This is a genomic window from Streptomyces sp. NPDC059247 (assembly GCF_042754005.1).
Classification (GTDB): Bacteria; Actinomycetota; Actinomycetes; order Streptomycetales; family Streptomycetaceae; genus Streptomyces.
The window spans coordinates 61,560-82,461 of sequence record NZ_JBHYZW010000023.1 but is presented as its reverse complement, the minus strand read 5'-3'; the positions used below and the strand labels follow the sequence as shown (position 1 = coordinate 82,461).

At 72.1% G+C, this 20,902-nt stretch carries 19 protein-coding genes and 1 pseudogene; 6 read left to right on the top strand and 14 right to left on the bottom strand.

The features are described 5' to 3' along the window. Window positions 1–486: 486 nt before the first annotated feature. On the top strand, window positions 487–1,692 hold the full coding sequence (locus ACFXGN_RS28585) for an acyl-CoA dehydrogenase family protein (RefSeq protein WP_384864660.1): 1,206 nt from the start codon (window positions 487–489) through the stop codon (window positions 1,690–1,692). Window positions 1,693–2,078: 386 nt separating this feature from the next. Here the strand turns inward: ACFXGN_RS28585 and ACFXGN_RS28580 are convergent, their stop codons facing one another. Both ACFXGN_RS28580 and ACFXGN_RS28575 read right to left on the bottom strand, forming a co-directional pair. After that, window positions 2,079–2,672 (bottom strand): hypothetical protein, encoded by a 594-nt coding sequence (locus tag ACFXGN_RS28580; RefSeq protein WP_384864658.1) that lies wholly within the window; start codon window positions 2,670–2,672, stop codon window positions 2,079–2,081. Between the two features lie 85 nt (window positions 2,673–2,757). Then, window positions 2,758–3,048, bottom strand: coding sequence for a hypothetical protein (locus ACFXGN_RS28575; protein WP_384864656.1), 291 nt, complete (start codon window positions 3,046–3,048; stop codon window positions 2,758–2,760). Window positions 3,049–3,436: 388 nt separating this feature from the next. Between ACFXGN_RS28575 and ACFXGN_RS28570 the strand changes: the two genes are divergently transcribed. Genes ACFXGN_RS28570 through ACFXGN_RS28560 form a run of 3 tightly spaced genes read left to right on the top strand, consistent with a single transcriptional unit; the run spans window position 3,437 to window position 7,138 of the window. Further along, window positions 3,437–4,468: an iron ABC transporter substrate-binding protein gene (locus tag ACFXGN_RS28570; RefSeq protein ID WP_384864654.1), complete on the top strand. Its 1,032-nt coding sequence runs from the start codon at window positions 3,437–3,439 to the stop codon at window positions 4,466–4,468. A gap of 46 nt (window positions 4,469–4,514) precedes the next feature. Next, window positions 4,515–6,077: an ABC transporter permease gene (locus tag ACFXGN_RS28565; protein ID WP_384864652.1), complete on the top strand. Its 1,563-nt coding sequence runs from the start codon at window positions 4,515–4,517 to the stop codon at window positions 6,075–6,077. Beyond that, the gene (locus tag ACFXGN_RS28560; protein ID WP_384864650.1) at window positions 6,074–7,138 is read left to right on the top strand and encodes an ABC transporter ATP-binding protein; all 1,065 of its coding nucleotides are present in this window, start codon (window positions 6,074–6,076) and stop codon (window positions 7,136–7,138) included. The genes ACFXGN_RS28565 and ACFXGN_RS28560 overlap by 4 nt, the downstream gene beginning before the upstream one ends. 388 nt (window positions 7,139–7,526) lie before the next feature. On the opposite strand, the gene ACFXGN_RS28555 is transcribed toward ACFXGN_RS28560, so the two are convergent. From ACFXGN_RS28555 to ACFXGN_RS28505, 11 genes are all read right to left on the bottom strand, one after another. Then, the gene (locus tag ACFXGN_RS28555) at window positions 7,527–7,943 is read right to left on the bottom strand and encodes a nucleoside triphosphate pyrophosphohydrolase (RefSeq protein WP_384864648.1); all 417 of its coding nucleotides are present in this window, start codon (window positions 7,941–7,943) and stop codon (window positions 7,527–7,529) included. 111 nt (window positions 7,944–8,054) lie between these two features. Next, a complete protein-coding gene (locus ACFXGN_RS28550; protein ID WP_384864646.1) occupies window positions 8,055–8,636 on the bottom strand; it encodes a GAF domain-containing protein in 582 nt (193 codons plus the stop codon). Continuing rightward, window positions 8,633–9,271, bottom strand: coding sequence for an ATP/GTP-binding protein (locus tag ACFXGN_RS28545; RefSeq protein WP_384864644.1), 639 nt, complete (start codon window positions 9,269–9,271; stop codon window positions 8,633–8,635). The genes ACFXGN_RS28550 and ACFXGN_RS28545 overlap by 4 nt, the downstream gene beginning before the upstream one ends. Then, a complete protein-coding gene (locus tag ACFXGN_RS28540) occupies window positions 9,252–9,632 on the bottom strand; it encodes a DUF742 domain-containing protein (RefSeq protein ID WP_384864643.1) in 381 nt (126 codons plus the stop codon). The genes ACFXGN_RS28545 and ACFXGN_RS28540 overlap by 20 nt, the downstream gene beginning before the upstream one ends. Continuing rightward, window positions 9,629–10,051 carry a roadblock/LC7 domain-containing protein gene (locus ACFXGN_RS28535; protein ID WP_384864641.1) on the bottom strand — a complete coding sequence of 141 codons (423 nt, stop codon included), beginning with the start codon at window positions 10,049–10,051 and terminating at the stop codon, window positions 9,629–9,631. The genes ACFXGN_RS28540 and ACFXGN_RS28535 overlap by 4 nt, the downstream gene beginning before the upstream one ends. Then, window positions 10,048–11,181: an ATP-binding protein gene (locus ACFXGN_RS28530; protein ID WP_384864639.1), complete on the bottom strand. Its 1,134-nt coding sequence runs from the start codon at window positions 11,179–11,181 to the stop codon at window positions 10,048–10,050. The genes ACFXGN_RS28535 and ACFXGN_RS28530 overlap by 4 nt, the downstream gene beginning before the upstream one ends. A 647-nt stretch (window positions 11,182–11,828) precedes the next feature. Next, entirely contained in the window at window positions 11,829–13,154 is a 1,326-nt protein-coding gene (locus tag ACFXGN_RS28525; protein WP_384864637.1) for a hypothetical protein, read from the bottom strand. A gap of 296 nt (window positions 13,155–13,450) precedes the next feature. Then, window positions 13,451–13,999 carry a hypothetical protein gene (locus ACFXGN_RS28520; protein ID WP_384864635.1) on the bottom strand — a complete coding sequence of 183 codons (549 nt, stop codon included), beginning with the start codon at window positions 13,997–13,999 and terminating at the stop codon, window positions 13,451–13,453. Window positions 14,000–14,179: 180 nt separating this feature from the next. Then, a complete protein-coding gene (locus ACFXGN_RS28515) occupies window positions 14,180–16,132 on the bottom strand; it encodes a glycoside hydrolase family 15 protein (protein ID WP_384864633.1) in 1,953 nt (650 codons plus the stop codon). A 151-nt stretch (window positions 16,133–16,283) separates the two neighbouring features. After that, window positions 16,284–16,868, bottom strand: coding sequence for a DUF5999 family protein (locus ACFXGN_RS28510; protein ID WP_384864631.1), 585 nt, complete (start codon window positions 16,866–16,868; stop codon window positions 16,284–16,286). Next, the gene (locus ACFXGN_RS28505) at window positions 16,865–17,389 is read right to left on the bottom strand and encodes an ATP-binding protein (RefSeq protein WP_384864629.1); all 525 of its coding nucleotides are present in this window, start codon (window positions 17,387–17,389) and stop codon (window positions 16,865–16,867) included. The genes ACFXGN_RS28510 and ACFXGN_RS28505 overlap by 4 nt, the downstream gene beginning before the upstream one ends. Before the next feature lie 689 nt (window positions 17,390–18,078). On the opposite strand from ACFXGN_RS28505, the gene ACFXGN_RS28500 reads away from it, so the two are divergent. Beyond that, window positions 18,079–19,179: a hypothetical protein gene (locus tag ACFXGN_RS28500; RefSeq protein ID WP_384864627.1), complete on the top strand. Its 1,101-nt coding sequence runs from the start codon at window positions 18,079–18,081 to the stop codon at window positions 19,177–19,179. Between the two features lie 21 nt (window positions 19,180–19,200). Continuing rightward, a complete protein-coding gene (locus ACFXGN_RS28495; protein WP_384864625.1) occupies window positions 19,201–19,869 on the top strand; it encodes a YdcF family protein in 669 nt (222 codons plus the stop codon). A gap of 134 nt (window positions 19,870–20,003) precedes the next feature. Here the strand turns inward: ACFXGN_RS28495 and ACFXGN_RS28490 are convergent. Then, window positions 20,004–20,782 (bottom strand): annotated as a pseudogene (locus ACFXGN_RS28490) (TauD/TfdA family dioxygenase). Between the last annotated feature and the right edge of the window lie 120 nt (window positions 20,783–20,902).

The following is a 20,902-nucleotide window of genomic DNA, read 5'->3' as shown; positions in this document are numbered from 1 at the left end:
ATGGAGGCCCGGCAGCGGGTGGCCGCACAGGGGGTGGGGGCGGGGCGCTGCCGGGCCGGAGCGACACTCTGCACCGCGAGTACCGGTCGCCACCAGCCCCGTGGCCGGTTGTTTCCCGGTCGTTCCCCGGTCGTCCGGGCTCCCGGGCCGGTCGTTTCCCGGTCGTCCGAGCTTCCCGGCCGGTCGTTTCCGGTCGTCCGGGCCCTCCCGGAGCTGCCTGGCTGCTGCCCGACGGCCCGGAATCTGCGGTTCCGGGTGGGGGTGACCGGGAAACGAGTGCGGACGACCGGGTGAAGTCCGGGAAACCAGTGCGGACGACCGGGTGACGACCGGGAAACGAGTGCGGACGACCGGGAAACGACCGCTGACAGGTGGTGCGACGACGGCCCCGGGCGGTGCACGATGTGCCCGCCCGGACCACCCGGGCGACCGCCCGGCGCCGTTTCACCGCCCGGGGCGGTGATCCCGTATCCGAGGACGTGATTGATGGACGCCTGTTTCCTTACCCAGCCGCACCGGAATCTGAGAGACCAGGTGAGGGCTTTCGCCGAGGACGAGGTACGGCCGCTGATACCCGAGATGGAGACCTCCCGCCGGGTCCACCGGGGCCTGTCCCGGCGGATCGCCGTCCAGGGATGGCTCGGAGTGACGGTCGACCGGACCTACGGTGGGATGGGCGCCGGGCACGTGGCCAAGACGGTCGTCATCGAGGAACTGGCCCGGGTGAGCGCCGCGATGGGCGCGATGGTCCAGGCATCCCAGCTCGGCGTCGCGAAGATCGTCCACTTCGGGACGGAGGAGCAGAAACGGCGGTGGCTGCCGCGGATCGCGGCCGGTGAGGTGCTGCCCACGATCGCGGTGACCGAACACGGATCGGGCGGACACGTCGCCGCGATGGAGACGACAGCGGTGAGGGACGGCGACACCTATGTTCTCACCGGCCGCAAGGTGTACGTGGGCAACTCGCATGTGGGGGACGTGCACGGGGTCGTCGCCCGGACCGGCCCGGGCTCCCGGGGCCTGACCGCGTTCCTGGTGGAGACCGGCACCGACGGGCTCACCGTCGCCGCGCAGCATGAGGCCCTGGGCCTGCACGGCTTCAGCTTCGGAGAGCTGGTCTTCGACGGCTGCCGTGTTCCCGTAGCGAACGGGATCGGCCAGGAGGGCGACGGGCTGAAGGTGGCCTACTCCTCCAGCGTCCTGTACGGACGGCCGAACCTCACCGCCGTAGCACTGGGCATCCACCGGGCGGTCCTCGAAGAGACGGTCCGGTTCTGCACCGAACGCGTCCGCTACGGCCGGCCACTCGCCGAACAGCCGGTGGTCCGCGACCGGATCGGCCGTATCACCTCACGCCTCATGACCGCCCGCCTCACCGCCTACCACGCCGTCCACCTCCTCGACAGGGGAGCAGCGTGCGACGCCGAACTCATGAACGCGAAACTCGTCGGCGTGGAGTCGGCGATCGACTCGGCACGCGACGCGATGGAGATCCAAGCGGCCGCCGGACTGTTCACCACCCGCCCCACCGGCCGCTACCTCCGCGACGCCCTCCACCTCCTCGCACCCGCCGGTACCTCCGACATCCAGCGCCTGCGCCTCGCCCAGCACACGATGGGAGCGGGGGCGGAGCCCTGGTCACAACAGCTCCAGGCCGGGACCCGGCGCGGTCGGACCGCACCTTTGTCCTGACCCGCCACCCGGTTACCCGGCCCGGCGGACGGTACGCGTCTCCCCCCCCGACGACATCACCTGGACCAACACACCACGTCCCGGGCCAGGACCGTGCACAACGCCGGGTCCGGCGGGCCGGTGGTCTGCGCAAGCGCTGGTCGCAGTACACGTTCACACGGCGGCTCATCGCCTGGCCGCAGTGGGTGGTCGTGATCTCGGCTTTCTCGTTCATCGGCATCACTGGCGCTGGCCTCGGCCAGCCGGCCAGGCACAGGTCCTGCCGTGGGGCTCAGGGAAGCCGTTGGCTCTGCGGCTGCGTTGCCTACGGGCGCGGGAAGTACCCGCGCACCCCTGCCCCCGAGGATTCAGGGGCAGGTTCGGCGATTTGGCCGTTGTCGTACGGGTCAGTCCCCTGCGGGCTGGAGGAAGTCGGCGCCGACGGACCGGGCAGTTGCCTCGACCGCGTCCCGGTTCTTGTCCTCAGCGGTGAACAGGACCATGCCCATGCTGCCCTTGTCCGCCCACAGGCACGCGGCCTGAAGCATGCCGGTGCCCGGCTCGGTGTATCTGGCGCACCGCATCCAGCTCCCGTGAGGGCCGGGACCGGCTCGCCAGCTGTCGTGAATGCTGCCGACCCCTGCGGCCCCCATGGGGATGCTGTCGTCGTATATGTACGACTCGCGCATCTGGTGGAAGTCTCCGGTCGCGACAGCCACCAGGTACTCGGCGGGGGCGTCCGGGGCTGCGTCTTCGGCGATGTACACCCGGGCCGTCGATTCCTTCAGCTCATTGTCGGGGACGGTGCCGAACGGGTCGAACTCCTCGCGCAGGTCGAAGCCCTTCAGGCCCCGGAAGGTGTCGTGGGCGACGATGTCGTAACGGGGGTAGACGAGCGAGGAGGCGTACAGCGCGGCGCCGACGGCGAGCAGGAGTACGAGCCCGGCCCCGGCGAAGGCGTACTCACGGGCCGTGGCACGCGGGACAGGCGGCAGCTCCATCGGCCCGGACGCCTCGCCACCGACACCCGCTTCGTCCTCGGGCGCCGCCTCGACAGCGGCCGCGGCCACCTGCCCGGCAGCCCGCTCACGCACGGCCTTCAGCTGTCCGCGGAGACCGAGGAAAGGAAGGCCCGTCCGTGTCCGCGACCGCGAGGAACGCCTGTGCGAGGGCGCCGAGCGTCGCCCGGGCCGCCGCCGGGTCGTCGGCCCGGGTCAGGGTGGAGGCCAGGAACTGCGCGCGGCTCACCGCCTCCGTCCCGGGGGGCAGGTGGGGCAGGTACAGGTCCCGCCAGATCACCAGGCACGCCGCGATCACGCGCCACTCGGCCTCCGAGCCCTCGGCGTGTCCGAGGGAGGCGGCGACCGACCGGCCCATCAGGACGTGGTCGTGTTCGGTCAGCCGGTCGTCACCGTCCCGGTCGAGGTGGTCAAACCGTGGCTAATCTTCCATATTGGCAGACCATCCGGCATGGGGTGCCTTTCGGTCGGTGGTGCGGAAGATGTGTGGGCGGAAGGCGTGCGGGCGCAAGTGTTCAGGACCCGAGGGTGTACATACCTCACTTTCTGTCGGGAACCAGCCCACTCCGGTAATAGCTTGGGTCTTTATTGATCACGTCTTGGCCAAAAATTGACAGTTAGGCAAGCCTCGCCATATTGATGTGCACATCAGCTTTTGTTCCCGCATCCGGCCGCTTCCGGCCCGCGGGCCGTCCAGGAGGCTCCACATGCCCCGTCCGCTCGTCCGCCGCGGTACCGCACTCGCCATGTCCGCGCTTCTCCTCCCCGTCCTCGCCGCCTGCGGCGGCACGGATGCGCCCAAGGAGAAGGAGGCCGAGAAGAAGGCCGAGCCCACCGTCGCGCAGAGCGCCGGCGAGCTGGTCATCTACTCCGGCCGGAACGAGAAGCTGATCGCCCCGATCATCGAGAAGCTGGAGAAGGCGGTCGGCACCAAGGTGCAGGTCCGTTACGGCGACAGCGCCGAGCTCGCCGCCCAGATCCTCGAAGAGGGCGACAAGACCAAGGCCGGTCTGTTCTTCTCGCAGGACGCCGGGGCCCTCGGCGCGCTCTCCCAGGCCAAGGTCCTGGCGAAGCTCCCGCAGAACTCCCTGGACAAGGTCGACGCCGCCTACCGCGGCGGCGAGGGCGACTGGGTCGGTGTCTCCGGCCGCTCGCGCGTCATCGCGTACAACCCGCAGAAGGCGCCGAAGGCCCCGGACAGCGTCAAGGACCTGACCAAGCCCGAGTGGAAGGACAAGGTCGGCTACGCACCCACCAACGCCTCCTTCCAGGCGTTCGTCACCGGCATGCGCGTCCTGGAGGGCGAGGACGCCACCCTGAAGTGGCTCAAGGACTTCAAGGCCAACGGCGCCAAGCCGTACGCCAAGAACGGCGAGGTCCTGAACGCGGTCAACTCCGGCGAGGTCTCCCTCGGCCTGATCAACCACTACTACTGGTACGAGAAGGCCGCCGAGGTTGGCGCCGACAAGCTCACCGCCAAGATCCACTTCCTGCCGGGCGGTGACCCGGGCGCGCTGATCAACGCGGCGGGCGTCGGCGTCCTCAAGAACGGCGGCCAGAACGCCGCCGCCGAGAAGGCCGTCGAGTACCTGCTCTCGACCGAGGCCCAGACCTACTTCGCCGACAAGACGAAGGAGTACCCGCTGGCCGCCGGTGTCACCTCCTCCGTCAAGGACCTGCCGGCCCTGGGCTCCCTGAACGCGCCCAAGATCGACCTCGGCAAGCTGGACTCCCTCCAGAAGACGCTGGAGATGCTCAAGGAAGCCGGGATGGTCTGACCGGAACCCCATCACCCCGTTTTCATAAGCACTGCATGAGTACTTCATGAGCACGAACACCTCACCGTCCGTGCCTGCCCCGGCTGCCGCGTCCCACGCGGCAGCCGTTCGGCGTAGGCCCCCCCTTGTCCTCCTGCTCCCGGCCACGGCGGCGGCGCTGATCGCGCTGCTGCCGCTCGGCTATCTCGGCGTGCGTTCCCTGGAGCGCGGCTGGGCCTTCACCTGGGACATCGTCACCGAGCAGCGGACCCTCGAACTCCTTGGCCGCAGCATGGCGCTGACCGCGATCGTGGTGAGCGCCTCCCTAGTGCTCGGCATCTCGCTGGCCTGGCTGACGGTCCGTACGGACCTGCCGGGCCAGCGGGTCTGGGCCGTGCTCGCGACGCTGCCGCTGGCCGTGCCCAGCTATGTCGCGGCCTTCACCTGGATCTCGGCCGCGCCGTCGCTGGCGGGGCTGCCGGGTGCGGCGATCACCCTCACCTTCGCCTGTTTCCCCTACGTCTTCCTGCCCGTCGCGGCGACCCTGCGTGGGATCGACCCGGCACAGGAGGAGGCGGCCCGTTCGCTGGGCAGCGGCGCGCTGCGCACCTTCGTACGGATCACCCTGCCGCAGGTGCGGCCCGCCGCGGCGGGCGGGGCCATCCTCGTCGCGCTGTACGTGCTCTCCGACTTCGGCTCGGTGTCGATCACCCGGTACGACACGTTCACCCGGGCGATCCACTCCTCCTACCAGGCCAGTTTCGACCGCACCCCGGCCGCGGTGCTCGGCTGTGTGCTGGTCGCCATGACCGTGCTGCTGGTGGCGGCGGAGAACCGTACGCGGGGCCGCGCCGGTCACGCGCGGACGGGCCAGGGCAGTGCCCGGCCGCCCGTCAGGCTCCGGCTCGGCGTGTGGACCGGGCCCGCGCTGGCCTGGTGCGTGGCCGTCGCGGCGACCGCCGTGGCGTTCCCGCTGGCGACCCTCGGCTACTGGCTGGCCATCGGCAACTCCGGTTTCGACGGGGAGAAGCTGTGGTCGGCGACGGTCGCCACGGTCACGGTGGCCGCGATCGGCGCCGCCGTCACCACCTTGCTGGCGCTGCCGGTCGGTGTGCTGTCGGCCCGCCACCGCGGACGGCTGGCCCGGCTGCTCGAACAGTCCGTGTACGCGGGGCACGCGGTGCCCGGGATCACCGTGGGCCTGGCGCTGGTCTTCTTCGCGGTCCGGTACGCGTACCCGCTCTACCAGGAGATGCCGCTCCTGATCGTCGCGTACGTCGTGCTGTTCCTGCCGGTGGCGGTGGCCTCGGCGCGGGCGGCGATCCTCCAGGCGCCGCCCGTGCTGGAGGACGTGGCCCGCACTCTGGGGCGGTCGCCGCTCCAGGTGCTGCGGGAGATCACCGTTCCGCTCGCGGCGCCCGGTATCGGGGCGGGGGCGGCGCTCACCTTCGTCGTGATCATGAAGGAGCTCCCGGCGACCCTGCTGCTCCGTCCCACCGGGACCGACACCCTGGCCACCCGGCTGTGGACCGAGACGGGCGCGGGAGCGTTCTCCGGCGCCGCACCCTACGCGGCGGCCATCGTGCTGATCGCGGCCGTCCCCTCCTACCTGCTCGGAAGGCGCTCATGACTGTCGGTAGCGGCACCGGACTGCGCATCACCGGAGTGACCAGCTCGTACGGGCGCGGCAACCGGGTCCTGGACGATCTCGGCCTGACCGTCGGCGAGGGCGAGCTCGCGGCGGTCCTCGGCCCGTCCGGCTGCGGCAAGACCACGCTGCTGCGGGTCATCGCGGGTTTCGTCACGCCCGACGCGGGCGAGGTCGTCCTCGGCGGCCGGACCATCAGCGGGCCGGGGGTCCACGTGCCGCCGGAGCGGCGCGGGGTGGGCATCGTCGCCCAGGAGGGGGCGCTCTTTCCCCACCTGAGCGTGGCACGTAACGTCGCGTTCGGCCTGGTGGGCGCCGGGCGGGCCGAGCGGCGGGCCCGTACGGCCGAGCTGCTCGACCTCGTTGGCCTCGGCGCGTACCGGGACCGGATGCCGCACGAGCTGTCGGGCGGCCAGCAGCAGCGGGTGGCCCTGGCCCGCGCGCTGGCCCCGCGCCCGGCGCTGGTCCTGCTCGATGAGCCGTTCAGCGCCCTGGACAGCGCGCTGCGGGCGGGGCTGCGCTCGGACGTGCGCGGGGCCCTGCGGGCGGCGGGCACGACCGCCGTCCTGGTCACCCACGACCAGGAGGAGGCGCTGTCCGTCGCGGACCGGGTCGCCGTCATCCGGGGCGGCCGGGTCGCCCAGTGCGGCACCCCTCAGGAGCTGTACGCCGCTCCGGCCGACCCGTGGGTGGCCTCCTTCGTCGGCGAGGCGGTGCTCCTGCCGGGGTCGGCACGGGCTGGCACGGCCACGACCGCGCTGGGTCCGGTCTCCCTGCGGGGCGCCGGGCCGGTCCGGGACGGTGAGGGCACGGTGGTGCTGCGCCCCGAGCAGCTGAGGCTCGTCGCCCCGGACGCGGATGCCGCCGTACGGGGCCGGGTGGGCGAGGTCCGCTTCCACGGGCACGACGCCCTGGTCCTGGTCGAGGTCGGCGGCGCCGGAACCGTGACGGTCCGCACGCCGGGTCCGGTGGAGGTCCGCCCCGGGGACGAGGTCGGCGTCCGCGTGACGGGCGCGGCGGCGTTCCACCGGGACAGCGCGTAGCGCACCCGGTGCGCGGGGGCCGGGGTAGCGGCCCCCGCGCGGGCCGCTACCCCGGCCGTTACTTCCGGCCGTTTACTTCCGGACTTCCGGCCGCTGTCCCTGGCGGCTGCTCCTGGCTGATGCCGTGGGCGTGGATGCCTCCGGTGACGGTGAGTTCTTCGACCGTCCCGCGGATCTCGACGGCGGGGACGTCCCTGCCGTGGGTGGTGATGCCACCGCTGACGCGGACGGACGCCCGGGCAGCCCCTGTCCCGCAGAGGCCGGGTCTCAGTCCCTGCCCCCAGGCCCAGGCCCCCCGCCCCCTGTCCCCGGCCATCGTGGTGAAGCACGGTGCCGGTTCGAGGCCGGCTCACCGCGGGACCGGGGCGTCATCCGGTGGCGGGGCTGGTCACCGGTTGCCCATCCAGACGATCCGGTCGGTGAAGCCGCCTCGCTCGTCCCGTTTGGCGGTTCGGAGCCGCTCCAGCTGGGTCTCGTCGATGCCGAATTCCCGGGCGTAGGCGGCCAGTACCTCGGCGAGGTCCGCGAGTTCCCCGGGTCTCGACCGGTCGTCGGCGTGCGCGAGTTCGTCGAGCTCCTCGTACAGCTTCGCCAGCAGTAGCCCGGGGTATTCCGCCGGCCCCGCTACGTAGATGACGGGTTCGGCGCCGTCGTCCCGGATGATCCGCGGGATCAGGTCGCGCACCAGTTTGCCGCCCCGGGTGCCGGTCGCGGCCACCACACCGTCACAGGACGGGAGGGCCGCTCCCGGCGGCGGCGCGGCGGCGTCATGCTGTTCCTGGCGTTCAGAGGGGGTGTGTGTCATGCGGTGCTGTCCTTTTGGGGTCTGTGGGCGGCTGGAGTGTGGTTGAGGCGGTTCGCGGTGACGGCGCGGCACCGGATGTTCCAGTGCCGCTTGGTCGCGGTGCCGAGCGGGTCAGTTGGGGTGTCTGGGGGGACGGATGGTGTGGTCCATGACGAGTTCCTGGGCGTCTTCGGCGGCTTGCATGATCAGGTGCCAGAGTTCGCGGCCGTCGGTCTTGGGGCGGGGTTCGGTGCCGATGGCACATACGGTGCCGAGGATGATGCCGCTGCCGGGTTCGGTGAGGGGGGCTCCGACGTAGGTGCGGATGCCCATGCGGTCGACGACCTCGTTGCCCGCGAAGCGGGGGTTGACGCACACGTCGGGCAGGGTGAGGGACTTTCCGCGGTCGACGACTTCGGGGCAGTATCCGTGGTCGAGGGACATGGTGCGCTCCACGGGCGGGAACAGGTCGCCGCCGGGGGTGTGGGTGGGGACGTGGAGTCCGACGAACCTCTGATCATCGCCGATCAGGTTGATCATGGCGACGGGCATGTGGGTGCGGGCGGCCAGGCTGGTGGCGAAAGCGTCGAACGCGCTGGTTGCCGCAGGTGGCGGGTTGGTGAGGCCGAGGGCCCGCAGCCGGGCCATGCGCTGTGCGATGCCGTCGCGCAGGGCGCGCAGCTGGTGCAGTCCGGTGCGCGGGTCGAATGTCATCGGTGGGCCTTCCGGTCGGGGCCGGCGTGGGGGACACGGGCGCGGGCTCGGGCGAGGGTGAGGCTGTGGCGGACCAGGGCGTGCAGGACGTGGCGGGCGGAGGCGGGGTGGCGGGCGTCGCACAGCAGGACCGGGACGCCGGGGTCGAGTTGGAGGGCGTGGTGGATCTCGTCGGCGGTGTAGCGTCCGGCGCCGTCGAACTCGTTGACGGCGATGACGAACGGCACCGGGCTGGACTCGAAGTAGGAGACCGCGTCGAAGCCCGATGCGAGGTCGCGGGTGTCGACCAGGACGACGGCGCCGAGCGCTCCGCCGGTGAGGTCGTCCCACAGGAACCGGAACCGCTGCTGGCCCGGGGTGCCGTACAGCAGCAGGATCAGGCCCTGGTCGGCGAGGGTGATGCGGCCGAAGTCCAGCAGGACGGTCGTGGTGGCCTTGGGTTCGGGCCCGCGCAGATGGTCTGTTCCCACGCCGGCCATGGTCAGGCGCTCCTCGGTGCGCAGCGGTTCCGTCTCGCTGACCGTGCTGATGAAGGTGGTCTTGCCGACGCCGAAGGGTCCGCCGACCACGAGGCGGACGGGGGTCATGCGGTGGATGCCGTAGGCCGGGGCCGGTTCAGAGGCGCTCGAGGCCATCGAGGACTCGCTCCAGGAGGTGGATGTCGAGGACGGGGGTGACGGACTGGGGTCCTGCGTCGATCTGGACGAGGAGGCGGACGTCGATGAGGTCTCCGGCGAGGATCTTCACCGTCTGGACCGGCAGGCGCAGCCGGGCGGACAGTTCGGCCACCGGCACCGGCAGACCCCGGCACAGCCCCAGCAGTTCGGCCTGTTCGGTGAGCAGGTTCCGGGCGGGACGGACGCGGGGGTCGGCTGTGACGAGGCTGTCGCGGCCGAGTCCGGCGGGGCCGCTGGTGCGGCCCTGGGTCAGGGTGTAGGGCCGCAGGCGCGCGGTGTCCTCCTGAGCCCAGGGCTGCCCGCGGTCCTGGCCGGTCATCCCGCCGTGGACTGGCGGACGCTGGTGCCCAGATGCCCGGACAGTCGCGAGGCGAGCTGGTCCATCGCGTAGCCGATGGCCGGCATGTCAGCGTCGAGGTGGGCCACGACGGCCAGAAGCGCGTGGTCACCGGCCCGGCCGATCATCAGCCGGACGCTGGAGTGGTACATCACCACCTGCTCGAACGATCCGCCGGGCGGGAGGTCCAGGCCGGGGATGGCATCGAGGCCGCGGCCGAGGGACGCGGCGCCGCTGACGATGGCGCTGATCCGCTCGGCTGCCTCCTGACCGAGCTGGTACTGGTGCAGCGGGAGACCGTCGTTGCTGGTGACCAGGGCGGCCAGGATGCCGGGCGCGCCGACGGCGAGCTGCTCCAGGAGCCAGCCCATGTCGACAGGGGTGTGGGTGGTTTCGGTCATCGTCGTTCTCCGTGGTTCAGGATCTGGCTGGGGTGGTTGGGAGGCGTGTTGCCGTGCAGTGCTTCGGCTGCGGCGACGGCGTCGGCGAACCCGCGCCCGGAGGCGAGACGGGCGGGTGGGGGAGTGATGGCGGGCTGCGGCAGGTGCTGCTGGCGGGTCCGTACCGGGAGTGGGGCGTTCCCAGGATTCTCGAGCGGTCGGGCGGGGCCGGTGGCGGAGGGCCTGGGCCCGGTCTGGTCCGGGGCGGGGAGGTGGCCGGGGCCGCGGGTGGGAAGTGTGGCCGGTCTCGGTGTCAGGGCTGTGAGGGGCATGGTGTCTTCGGTGGGGGAGGGGACGGTGGGGGTGGTGACCAGGCGTGGGGGGAGGGTGACCGTGGCCCGGTAGCCGGGTGTGTCCGTACGGGGTGCGAGGTGGACGGTGGCGCCGTGGCGGCGGGCGATCTGGGCGACGACGATGATCCCGATCTTGCCCTCGCGGAGCTGGCCGGTGAGGTCGGCCCGTTCCGGGTGCGCGAGAAGGTAGTTGAGCCGTTCGACCTGGCCGTCGGGCATGGCCAGGGCCCGGTCCTCGACGAGCACGTCCAGGGAGCCGTCCTCGGCCCGCTGGGCGCGGATGTGGACCCGGGTGTCGGGGCGGGAGTAGGAGGCCGAGTTCTCCAGGAGTTCGGCGAGCATGCCCGCGATCTCCACCACCGCGAACCCCGGGATGGTCCCCGGGGGGCACGCGACGACCTGCATCCGTGCGTACTGTTCCGTCTCCCCGATCGCGGTACGCAGCACCGCCTGGATCTCGGCCGGTTCACGGATCTGCCGGGGGCGGCCGCCTCCGAGGACGGCGAGGCTCTCGATGGAGCGCCGCTGCAGGGTGATGAGGTTGTCGAGCCTGAACAGCGCGTCGAGTTCGTCGGGGTCTTCCACGGACCGTTCGAGCTGGTCGAGCTGGTTGAGGGCGCGGCCCACCAGGCCCGCCAGGCGGCGGGCGATGTGGACGAGGATGTCGACCTGCTGCCCGGACTGCGCGGCGACGGCCTGCCGGTCACGTGTCAGCGACGCGACCAGCGCCAGCGTCTCGTCATGCCCGCGAAGGAGGACCCGCTCCAGCTCGGCCGCCAGGCCGCTACCGGCGGGCACGGGACGGGGGTGAGGAACAGCGGGCTGTTCACCCCGGCGGATGCGGTCCGCCAGGCCGCCCACCTGCGCACGGCCAGCCTCGGCCACAGCCAGCAGCCGCTCGAGCACCGCGGAGTCCGGCACGGCCCGAGCCACAGGCACGGGTGCCGGAGCGGGCGCGGGAGCGGGCACGGGCTGGCAGGTCTGAGGGATATCGGCGGACCGGTCCACGGCCACCGTGCGGGACATCCGCCAGGAGGCAAACAGTGCGGCCCCGTTCACGCTGACGGCCAGTACCCAGGGTGCTGCTGTCGGCAGGGTGTCGGGGGTGGTGAGGGACAGGACGGCGCTGCTCAGGGTCCCAGCCACGGCGACTGCGGTGGGCGCGATGCCTGTCCGGGCCTTGGCCGGGGGGCTGCTGCGGCGCCGGTGACGTGCCTGCCGGGGGGCCGGGATCTCACCCATGCCCGCTCCCCGGGTCGGTGGCGGACAGCCCGGCGGAGACCGGCGAGCAGAGGGAAGGGGACATCACACGCCTTAAGGAGTCGAAGAGGGAACAGGGGGCACTGGTAAGCGGCGTGGCGCCGGATGGTGTCGCGGGCACTACAGCTGCCGCATTCCGGTCACTCGCATCCGGCGGCGGTCCGGTGCCGGGCGGGCGTGGCTGTTCATCGGGTGAGGGTGGCGAGATGGGCCAGGGCCGTCTCCAGCCCGGTGGTGTGAAGGAGGAGGCTGCGGGTCCTGACCAGGCTGCTGAGCCCCGCCGCGTGGAGTTCACGGCACCGCCCGGCCAGCCACTGCACGTCCAGTTCCAAGTAGTCGGCCAGGGCCCGCAGCCGCCCGTCGCTGTCGTCGGCGGCTATGACGCTGTGGGCCGCCGCGTCCGCGTACAGCGTGACGCGGCTGGTCTCGTGCGTGGTCGCGGCCGCGCAGATCCCATCACCCCTGGGCAGCCAGTTGCCGACCACGGCCATCCGTCCGGCGACCAGTACCTCGTCCATCGCCTCGTAGGCGGGATCGTCCGTCACCGACAGGACGATCCCCCGCGACTCCACCAGCGCCGCGAACAGCATCAGCAGGATCCGCTCGTAGGACTCGGCGGCCTTCACCGCCACCTCGGGCAGACACACCGCCATTCGCCCGGGCGCCGTACATCCCGGCAGACGGATGAGGTCCAGAACCCGTGAGCGGTCCTTCAGCAGCAGCCACGCCGCCGCCTCCGGCCCGCCGCGGACCTGCGACCACAGCACCGGCAGCCCAGACCCCGACACCGGCCCCGCGAAGTGCTGTTCGGCGTGGGCGGCGCACACGTGGGAGCCCAGCCACACCGCACCCGCCGAAGACAGCTCCGGAAGCGCGGAACGCGTGAACCCCGAGTGCGCCGCCGCGCCCTGGCCCTGTGCGAGGCGGTCGCGTTCCTCCGCGAGGAGTGCGTCGTCGGCCTGCAGCCAGTCGTCGAAGCAGAACGTGGCCCACAGCAGAGCGACCGTCACCTCGTCGAGCAGGTAGGCGCCCGGCACCGTCAGATCCCGGACGAACGGCAGCGCGGTCCGGTGCCGCGCCGCCACACCGTCCATGACATGGAGCGCGTCACGGCCCCGGCCGCCGAGGGAGGCGAGAAGCAGACTTCGGCGCGGGGTCCGGGTGACCAGGCGCACGTGCTCCAGATCCTCCGCCTCGATGACCGCCCCGCCCGTGGCGGGCCGGGCCTCGTAGGAGAAGAGGGACACCTGCGTGCCGTCGAAGATGTCCCCGCCGCCGTGCAGATGCCACTGCCCGCCGCCCCCGGGCGGCCCCGCGAGGTGCAGCGAGGACGCGGGCATCGCGCCGTCCACCTGGCAGGCCACGGACAGCGTCCGCGGATGCGGGCCCCTCAGCACAGTCAAAGAAGAGCTCGGCGGAGCCGGCCGCAGCAGCTCCCGAACCGGGACACCGAAGAGGAACTCCAGCACGATCGCGCCGTCCCCGGTGGGCACCTGGTTCCCTGCCGCCACCGCCGGAAGGTGGTCTCCGTGACCTCCAGACCCCGCAGCCGGGCATTCCCCAGCTCCCGCGCCGCGTCCCGCCCGGCCGTCCTGAACCGCTCACGGAACACCCCGAACCGACCCCACTGGTACCTGTCCAACAGGGCGTTCAGCAGCGTCGTCGGCCGCGTCGTGTCGGGCGGATGCATGAGACCTTCCTTCAGTACCGCCACAAGGCGGGAGTACATGTGAACGGGCCCGGACAAGGCTGGCCCGGGGAGACGACCGGGGTGCGGGAGAAACGGCGCCAGCGGGACGGGCGCGGGTCAGGCGGCGGTCAGATGCACTGCCCGGTCCGCGACGGCGGCGTCGAGCGGATCGAGACCCGCCTGCGCACGCCGCACGGCCAGCAGAGCGGGTTCGGCCACAGGCCACAGCTCCCCGGCCACGTGCGGGCCCGCGCGCTGCTGCGTCCCGTACCAGCCCGCCTGGCCTTCCAGGACGCAGGCCCGGTCGTGCAGCAGCGCCCGGAACACGAGCGCCGCGTCCCCGGTGCGGACCGGGCCCTCCAGGACCCGCAGCAGCCGCCGCAGGAGCGGGGCGTTGGCACACAGCAGTGCGATCTCCACCGCTGCCACCGACCCTGCCCCGCCGACCAGAGCGAACCCCGGCCACCCCCACACCTCGACGACCCGCCGCAACGCCGTGACATGAGAGCCGTCCAGCAGGGCGCGGACGGGCTGGTCGCCCTCCGTCCGCCAGGCCCTCGCCGTCTCCGCCCGCCCGGACAGGTCCTCCGCGAGCCCCGGCATCGACGGCTCCCGGCCGTGCCGGCCGCTCGCGAGGAACGCCGCGGCGAGGTCCGCCGGACGCACCTCCCACAAATCCCCCGCACCAGCCGCCGGCAGGGCCGGATCCGGGGAGGCGATCTGCCGAGCAGGAACCGCGGGAACCCCTGTGAGAGCGAACATCCCACCGTGCTCGTGGTTCACCGGGCCCCCGGGCTGGGGGGAGTGCGGCGGGTCAGGAGACGGCGGACCCAGCCCCCGCCGCACTCACACCGCGAACGCCGTACCACTCTGTGCCCCTTCGGTCCGGGTCCCCTGGGCACGGGCCAGTGCCGCGCACGCGGTGAGGACCGCGACATGAGAGAACGCCTGGGGGAAGTTCCCGAGCTGCCGTCCGGCGGCCGGGTCCCACTTCTCCGCCAGCAGCCCCACATCGTTCCCGGCGTGCAGCAGGGCCTGGGTGTAGATGGCGGCCTCGCCGGTCCGGCCGATGCGGACCAGGGCGTCGAGGAGCCAGCCCAGGGTGATGAGGAACGCGCCTTCGTGTCCGGCCAGGCCGTCGACGCTCGGCCGGCCGGTGTCGGTGCGGTAGCGCAGGAGGTACCCGCCGGGCAGGGACAGCTCCCGCTGGATCGCCTCGACGGTCCCGATCAGCCGTTTGTCGTCGCCGGGCAGGAACCCGTAGGACGCCATCTGCAGCAGGGAGGCATCCAGTTCCGGCGAGCCGTAGGACTGGGTCAACGTGTTGCGGTCCTCGTCGTACCCGCGCTCGCACACCTGCCGGTGGACCTGCTCGCGCAGCGTCCGCCACTGGTCGGCCGGGCCGACGTCGTGACCGGCGTCGGCCAGACGGACCGCGCGGTCCAGTGCCACCCACGCCATCACCTTCGAGTGGGTGAAGTGCCGCCGCTGCCCGCGGATCTCCCAGATCCCCTCGTCCGGCTCCTCCCACAGCCTCGCCACCTGCTCCACCAGCACCCGTACGAGCGGCGCCACCACCGGCCCGAGCTCCGGATCCCGCAGCTGGGTCTCGAACAGGGCGCTGACGACCTCCCCGAAGACGTCGAGCTGGAGCTGGGTGGCGGCGGCGTTGCCGGTACGCACCGGGCGGGAGCCCTCATGCCCGGGCAGCCAGCCCAGCTCGTACTCCGTGAGGTCCCGCTCGCCGCCGATCCCGTACATGATCTGCAGCCCCTCCGCCCCCCGGGGGCTCCGGCCCATGACCGTGAGGAGCCATCCCACCCACGCGCGGGCCTGGTCGAGGTGTCCGCAGGCCAGGAGGCGTTCGACGACGAACGCGGAGTCCCGCAGCCAGGTGTAGCGGTAGTCCCAGTTCCGGGAACCGCCGAGTTCCTCGGGCAGCGAGGTCGTCGGCGCCGCGACGACCGCGCCGGAAGGGTGGCACAGGGCGTGCAGCACGCTCACGGAGCGGGCCACCGCGTGAGAGTGCGGGCCGCTGTGGACGGTGTCGGCGGCGACGTCCGCCCAGTAGTCCAGGGTCTCCTGCAGCAGCCCCTCCGGGGACGGGCCCGGCGGCGGGGTGTCGTGCCCGTCCGACCAGGACAGGGCGAAGGTCACGGACTCCCCGGCACCGATGGTGAAGACCGAGCTCAGGTCACCGTCGGCCCCCGCGCTGATGCCCGCGTCGGCCTCGAGCCACAGACGGCTCTCACCCAGATCGACGCTCGCCCGGCGCCAGGAGGCGTGGAGGGAGGGCACCGTGCGCCCGTATCCGGGCCGGGCCCGCAGAAGCGACCGCATCCGCACGTCCCCGCTGACACCCTCGACGATCCGGAGCAGCCGCGGCGGCTCCTCCCCGCCCCCGTCGCGGACGGGCATGAAGTCGATGAGGCGGACCGTTCCCTGCCGCGTGATCCAGGTCGACTCCAGCACCAGGCTGTCGCCGAGGTAACGCCGCTGGTCCGCCGCCGGAGCAGTGGCGGCTTCATCCGCACCGGCATCCGGGGCGATACGCCACAGGCCGTGCTCTGCGGTACCCAGCACGGAGGCGAACACGGCGTCGGCGTCGAAACGCGGCAGACACAACCAGTCGACCGCACCGTCCCGGTCGACCAGCGCACCGCGGCGCCGGTCACCGAGGTAGGCATGGTCCTCGATCCGCCCCACCCGGCGGAACACCGGGGCAAACACGGATGCGGGCTCGGAGGTACGCGGGGACGGAATCAGCGACAGGACGCGCGGAACAGGGACATCGGGCATGACAAGTCCTTGAAGGGTGTGCGGGTGAACATGGAGTGATGCCCGGGGTTGCCGGGGGAGTGGTGCAGGACGGGCGGCGCCGGTGCTCGCTCAGCCGCGTCCGTAGAGCGCGGTCAGGCGTAGCGCGCGGACGACACCGTGGTCACGGGAGTCACCTACCGACAGCGGAGCCTGCGGGCGTCGCGCGAGGCAGGAACCGCAAACGGCGGGAGGACTCGGCCCGGCCGGCGGGCAGGAGGTATCCGGTGTCGTCGAAGAGGAGGAGCCCGTTGCACAACAGGCTGTATCCGGACTCGGGGCAGCGGAACCGGACCTGGGCGGCCTGGGCGTCCACGTCCATGGCCGCCGGGCACTCGACCTCGTGACCGCACACCACACCGGCCTCCGCCATCCGGCCGACGACATCCTCCACGGCCGCCGCCAGACGGCGCACATACACGCGCGCGTCCATGTAGCCGGCGGGCAGCGGCATCCCGGCGGCGGTATGCGCGGCGGCCAGCGCCCGCGCGATCCCGGGCACAGGCCGGTCACGCGCTATGTCACCGAGCCGCATCAGGTGGCCCCGCAGCCGCAGGACGATGTCCTCGACGTCACGGTCACCGTCGAGAGGCGGCGCGTCCTCGTCGAGAACCAGCGCGAGGGTCTCCCTGGCCGCGGCGACCACGGACCGCGACCCCGCCGCACCGGCGGCCGGGCGGCTGCGGGACCCACCACGGGGCATACGGGGGAAGTTCACGACACGGCCTCCTTGCCGGGCACATCCAGTTCCAGCCACACGGTCTTCCCGCCACACGGCTCCAGCCGGACACCCCAGCGGTCGGCCAAGGCCGCGACCAGGAGCAGCCCCCGGCCGCCCTCGCTGTCGTCACTCGCCAGCCGCGGGAACGGCCGCACACGGGACGGGTCCCCGACCTCGACCCGGACACGGCCCCTGGAGTGCTCGACCCTCAGGGAGAATTGCGCCGGATCCTGCCGCCTACAGCCATGGGTCACCGCGTTCGCCATCAGCTCACTGGCCCCCAGCACCACCGCGTCAGCGACCTCCGAGAGCCCCGAACCCACCAGCAGCCGCAACAGCTCACCGCGCACCCGGCAGACCGCCCTCAGCTCCGCGGGCATCAGCGCCACAACTTCGAAGAACGGCTGTGGTACTCGCGCCGCCGCGGCCGGGGCACCGGACCCCGCGCGGGTCCGCAGGGCCACCTCAAGCGCCCCACCCGGCGACCGGGCCACGACGGCAGCCGATTGTGTTTCCATCAGCACTCCTCAGAGGAAAGGGCGTAGTGATCCGACTGGGAAGGCCGTGCAACTGGATTCGGCATAGGGCGAGTTCGAGTCACAGACGTCACGGGGTTCGCTTCTGCCGCCACAGTGCGCAAACCGTGGTCTGGAGCCGCCACCCCGGAGATGACGCGGCCGGCAGAACCACCCGGATCCGGTGGGGTGGGAGTGCGGAGGGTGAGTATGCGGGCACCGGTCCGGGTGACCTGCTCGCGCCGTACCGCCGCGAGGCGCGCGGTGCCGAGGTGCGCGGGGGAGGGGAGGACGACGCCGTAGCCGCCCCGGGCGGACAGGACATCGAGAAGGTCGGCGAACGCGGCCCCGGGTGAATCCCCGGCCTCTTCGGTGAAGACGGCTGTGAGAGCGAGCTCGTGGTCCTGGCAATAGCCGGCCAAGGCCTGCCGGAGGGCCGCGTGGTGGGCCGGTAAGTCGCACAGCGCCTGGCGGAGGAAGCCGTAGACCGTCGGCTGGGCCACCGGACGCTCCTCGGTCAGCGAACCCACGATGACCATCCCGGGGAGTCGAGTACGGGCGGGGAACTCCAGCGTCGCGGCCCGGGGCGCGGCGGCCAATGAACGGCTGTGGCACTTGCGTGGCACTTGCGCCGTCCCTGACTCCGGCGCCGTGGTTCGATGACGTCGGGACAAGAGCGTGGGGAGTGGCCTGTGGCGACCGTGCACCACTGGACCGGGCTGGAGGCCCGCGTGCTGCGCCTCGCGCTGCGGATGAGTGTGCGGGCCTTCGCCGGCCACCTGGGCGTCGGTGTCCGGACGGTCTCGAAGTGGGAGAACCTCCGCACCACCACCCAGCCCCGGCCGGACACCCAAGCGATCCTGGACACCGCGCTCGCACGCGCTGACACCGCCGCGCATCTGCGGTTCGAGACCTTCCTTGCCGAGGAGGCCCCTGCGGAGAGGCTGCCCGGTGCGGGCCGGGTCTCGGTCAGCCGGGCGTCCGGGGCGGACCTGGAGGCGTGGTCGGACGACCTCGACCGCACCGTCATCGCGCTGTCCCGGCAGGACTTCACCTTCGCCGACAGCCTCATCCGGCGCTGGACCCACCGCTTCCCCGCCACCGCACTCGACGACCGGGGCCTCTACCTCCTGGCCCGCGCGACCGCCCTCCTCGGCGACCTCAAACGAGACCAGGGGTCCGTCATCGGCCCGCTCTCCGCCACCAGCGACTACACCACCGCCCGCACCCTCTACGGGCACCTCGGCATCCCCCGCCGCACCGCCCAGATCGACCTGTCCCTCGCCGTCACCACAGAGATGTCCGGACAGCTCACCACCGCCGCCCGCCAGTACGAGACCCTTGCCGCAGACTCCCGCCTCTCCCTCCGCGACCAGGCCCGCGCCCGCCTGTGGGTCGGCACCGCGCTCAGCAAACACGGCGACCACACCTACGCCGCCCAGGTCATGACCGCCGCAGCCCGCAGCTTCGAGACCCTGGACGAACCGGAGGACTGGTCCACCGCTCACCAGAAACTCGCCCTCGCCCACCGTGGCGCCGGGAACCTGACCGAGGCCCTCACCTGTATCGGCATCGCCCGCACCACCACCCGACCCGACGCGCCCCTGCCCCAGGTCCGCCTCGACACCGCCTACGGCCACATCCTCGCCACCGACCCGCGCACACGCGACGAAGGACTGCGCGTCCTCGACAGCGCCGCACACACCGCGGCCCGCATCGGACTGCGCCACCAGCTCACCGCCATCGACACCATCCGCACCCACGCCCAGGCCACCCTCGGCCCCCGGGCCTGAACCACCAGACGAAGGACACCCGTGAGCAGCACCCGGCAGACCAGCATCACCACCGCCCAGCGCGACAAGGCCCGCCTGATCTGGGACTACCACCAGATGGGCCACGCCCTCACACCCTGCGACGTGGCGATCGGCCTGGGCAGCCACGACCTCGGCGTCGCCACCACCACCGCGAACCTCTACCACCAGGGCCTGGTCAAGAAGATCGTCTTCACCGGCGGGAACAGCGCCACCACCCGCGCCCGCTTCCCCCGCGGCGAAGCGGTCCACTACCGCGAGCACGCCCTCGAACTCGGCGTCCCCGGCCACGCCATCCACGTCGAGCCGCACGCCGCCAACACCGGCGACAACATCACCCTCAGCCGCGCCGTCCTCGACCGGGCCGGAATTCGCCCCGCCTCCGTACTCCTGGTCACCAAGCCCTACATGCAGCGCCGCGCGTTCGCGACCGCCCTCAAGGTGTGGCCGGAGGTGGAGGTGGTGTGTGCCTCGGAAGACCTGTCGCTTGAGGGGTACCTGGCGGGCATCGGCGACGAGAAGCTCGTGATCGACATGCTCGTGGGCGACCTCCAGCGCGTCTGCGACTACCCGCGGCTCGGATTCGCGATCGAGCAGCACGTGCCTGCTGAGGTTCGCGCGGCGTACGACGACCTCGTGGAGGAAGGGTTCACCAGCCGACTGGCCTCCTGACGCCCCGGCAGACCTGACGGCGCCCTGCCCGTAGGGGAGTGGGGCAGGTGGGTTGAGGTCCCTTGCGGAGGGACCGGCTAGGCATCGCGCGGGCGGGCACACGGCCTTGGGGGCGGAGGGGATGGAGTGCGCGTTCACCGGTGCTCCTTCCCGGGCATGAGGTCCAGGGTGGCGAAGCCGGGCGGCATCGGGGTCCGGGGGCTGCCCAGGGCGCGCAGGTGGACGCGGTCGCCGGTGAAGGCGGTGCGGGCGTGGAGCCAGCGAGTGTTGTCGATCAGGTAGCCCTGCCCGGGACGCAGTGCGAGTGGCTGTTGGAGGGCTGCGATGGCTTCGCGAAGCAGGGGCAGGTGTTCGGTGAGGAGCGGGCTGAACGCTGCGAGGGCATCCTGGCGCAGCCGGATGGAGACCCGCCGTCGCGGTGGCGCGTGAAGATCTGCGAGGGGTGTCCTGCGCCGTCGCCGTAGAAGACGGTCCCGGGAAGCGACATCGCCTCAAGGGCCCTGGGTGCGTGGTTGGCCAGAAGGGCGCGGAGGGCGCGGCCGTCGGTCAGGAGGATGTCTCCGCCGGAGGCGGCGGGCTGCTGGCAGACCAGGAGCATCAGCCGGGGCGGGTGGGGAACGCTGGAGCGTTCGGTGTGCGCCAGGAGCTCACCGTTGCCCAGTCCCGCCCGCCCGGGCTGGCGGGAAGCGGCACCCGTGTCCAGGATGGTGGTCAGCCCGTCGGGGTCGCTGTCCGGATGGCGCTGCACCGTCATCACCTGCCGGGTGAAAGCGAGGACCTCAGCCCGGGTGTCCAGGCCCTCGACGGCCGCGATACCCCGGGAGTGAATGAGGCCCGTCACGGCACGGATCCGGCCGGTGCCGGCGAGGGGGACATGGTGTGCCTCGAACAGGGTGAGTGAACGGGCCGTCATCGGCGTGCTCCTCTGAAGTCGGGCGGGGCTGCCAGCGTCCAAAGGCGCGGTGGGCGGTGTAAAGCGACAGACTGTCGACTCGGGCAAAAGCGACAACCCCGAGTCCCGGTCAACGGCGGG

Bases quoted from the DNA above. Each gene is read 5' to 3' on its own strand.
- ACFXGN_RS28540 (WP_384864643.1), bottom strand. From the start codon at position 9,632: ATGACCGGCCAGGACCGCGGGCAGCCCTGGGCTCAGGAGGACACCGCG.
- ACFXGN_RS28535 (WP_384864641.1), bottom strand. From the start codon at position 10,051: ATGACCGAAACCACCCACACCCCTGTCGACATGGGCTGGCTCCTGGAG.
- ACFXGN_RS28515 (WP_384864633.1), bottom strand. From the start codon at position 16,132: ATGCCCGATGTCCCTGTTCCGCGCGTCCTGTCGCTGATTCCGTCCCCG.
- ACFXGN_RS28585 (WP_384864660.1), top strand. From the start codon at position 487: ATGGACGCCTGTTTCCTTACCCAGCCGCACCGGAATCTGAGAGACCAG.
- ACFXGN_RS28580 (WP_384864658.1), bottom strand. From the start codon at position 2,672: ATGGAGCTGCCGCCTGTCCCGCGTGCCACGGCCCGTGAGTACGCCTTC.
- ACFXGN_RS28570 (WP_384864654.1), top strand. From the start codon at position 3,437: ATGTCCGCGCTTCTCCTCCCCGTCCTCGCCGCCTGCGGCGGCACGGAT.
- ACFXGN_RS28545 (WP_384864644.1), bottom strand. From the start codon at position 9,271: ATGGCCTCGAGCGCCTCTGAACCGGCCCCGGCCTACGGCATCCACCGC.
- ACFXGN_RS28555 (WP_384864648.1), bottom strand. From the start codon at position 7,943: ATGACACACACCCCCTCTGAACGCCAGGAACAGCATGACGCCGCCGCG.
- ACFXGN_RS28560 (WP_384864650.1), top strand. From the start codon at position 6,074: ATGACTGTCGGTAGCGGCACCGGACTGCGCATCACCGGAGTGACCAGC.
- ACFXGN_RS28565 (WP_384864652.1), top strand. From the start codon at position 4,515: ATGAGCACGAACACCTCACCGTCCGTGCCTGCCCCGGCTGCCGCGTCC.
- ACFXGN_RS28505 (WP_384864629.1), bottom strand. From the start codon at position 17,389: ATGGAAACACAATCGGCTGCCGTCGTGGCCCGGTCGCCGGGTGGGGCG.
- ACFXGN_RS28575 (WP_384864656.1), bottom strand. From the start codon at position 3,048: ATGGGCCGGTCGGTCGCCGCCTCCCTCGGACACGCCGAGGGCTCGGAG.
- ACFXGN_RS28550 (WP_384864646.1), bottom strand. From the start codon at position 8,636: ATGACATTCGACCCGCGCACCGGACTGCACCAGCTGCGCGCCCTGCGC.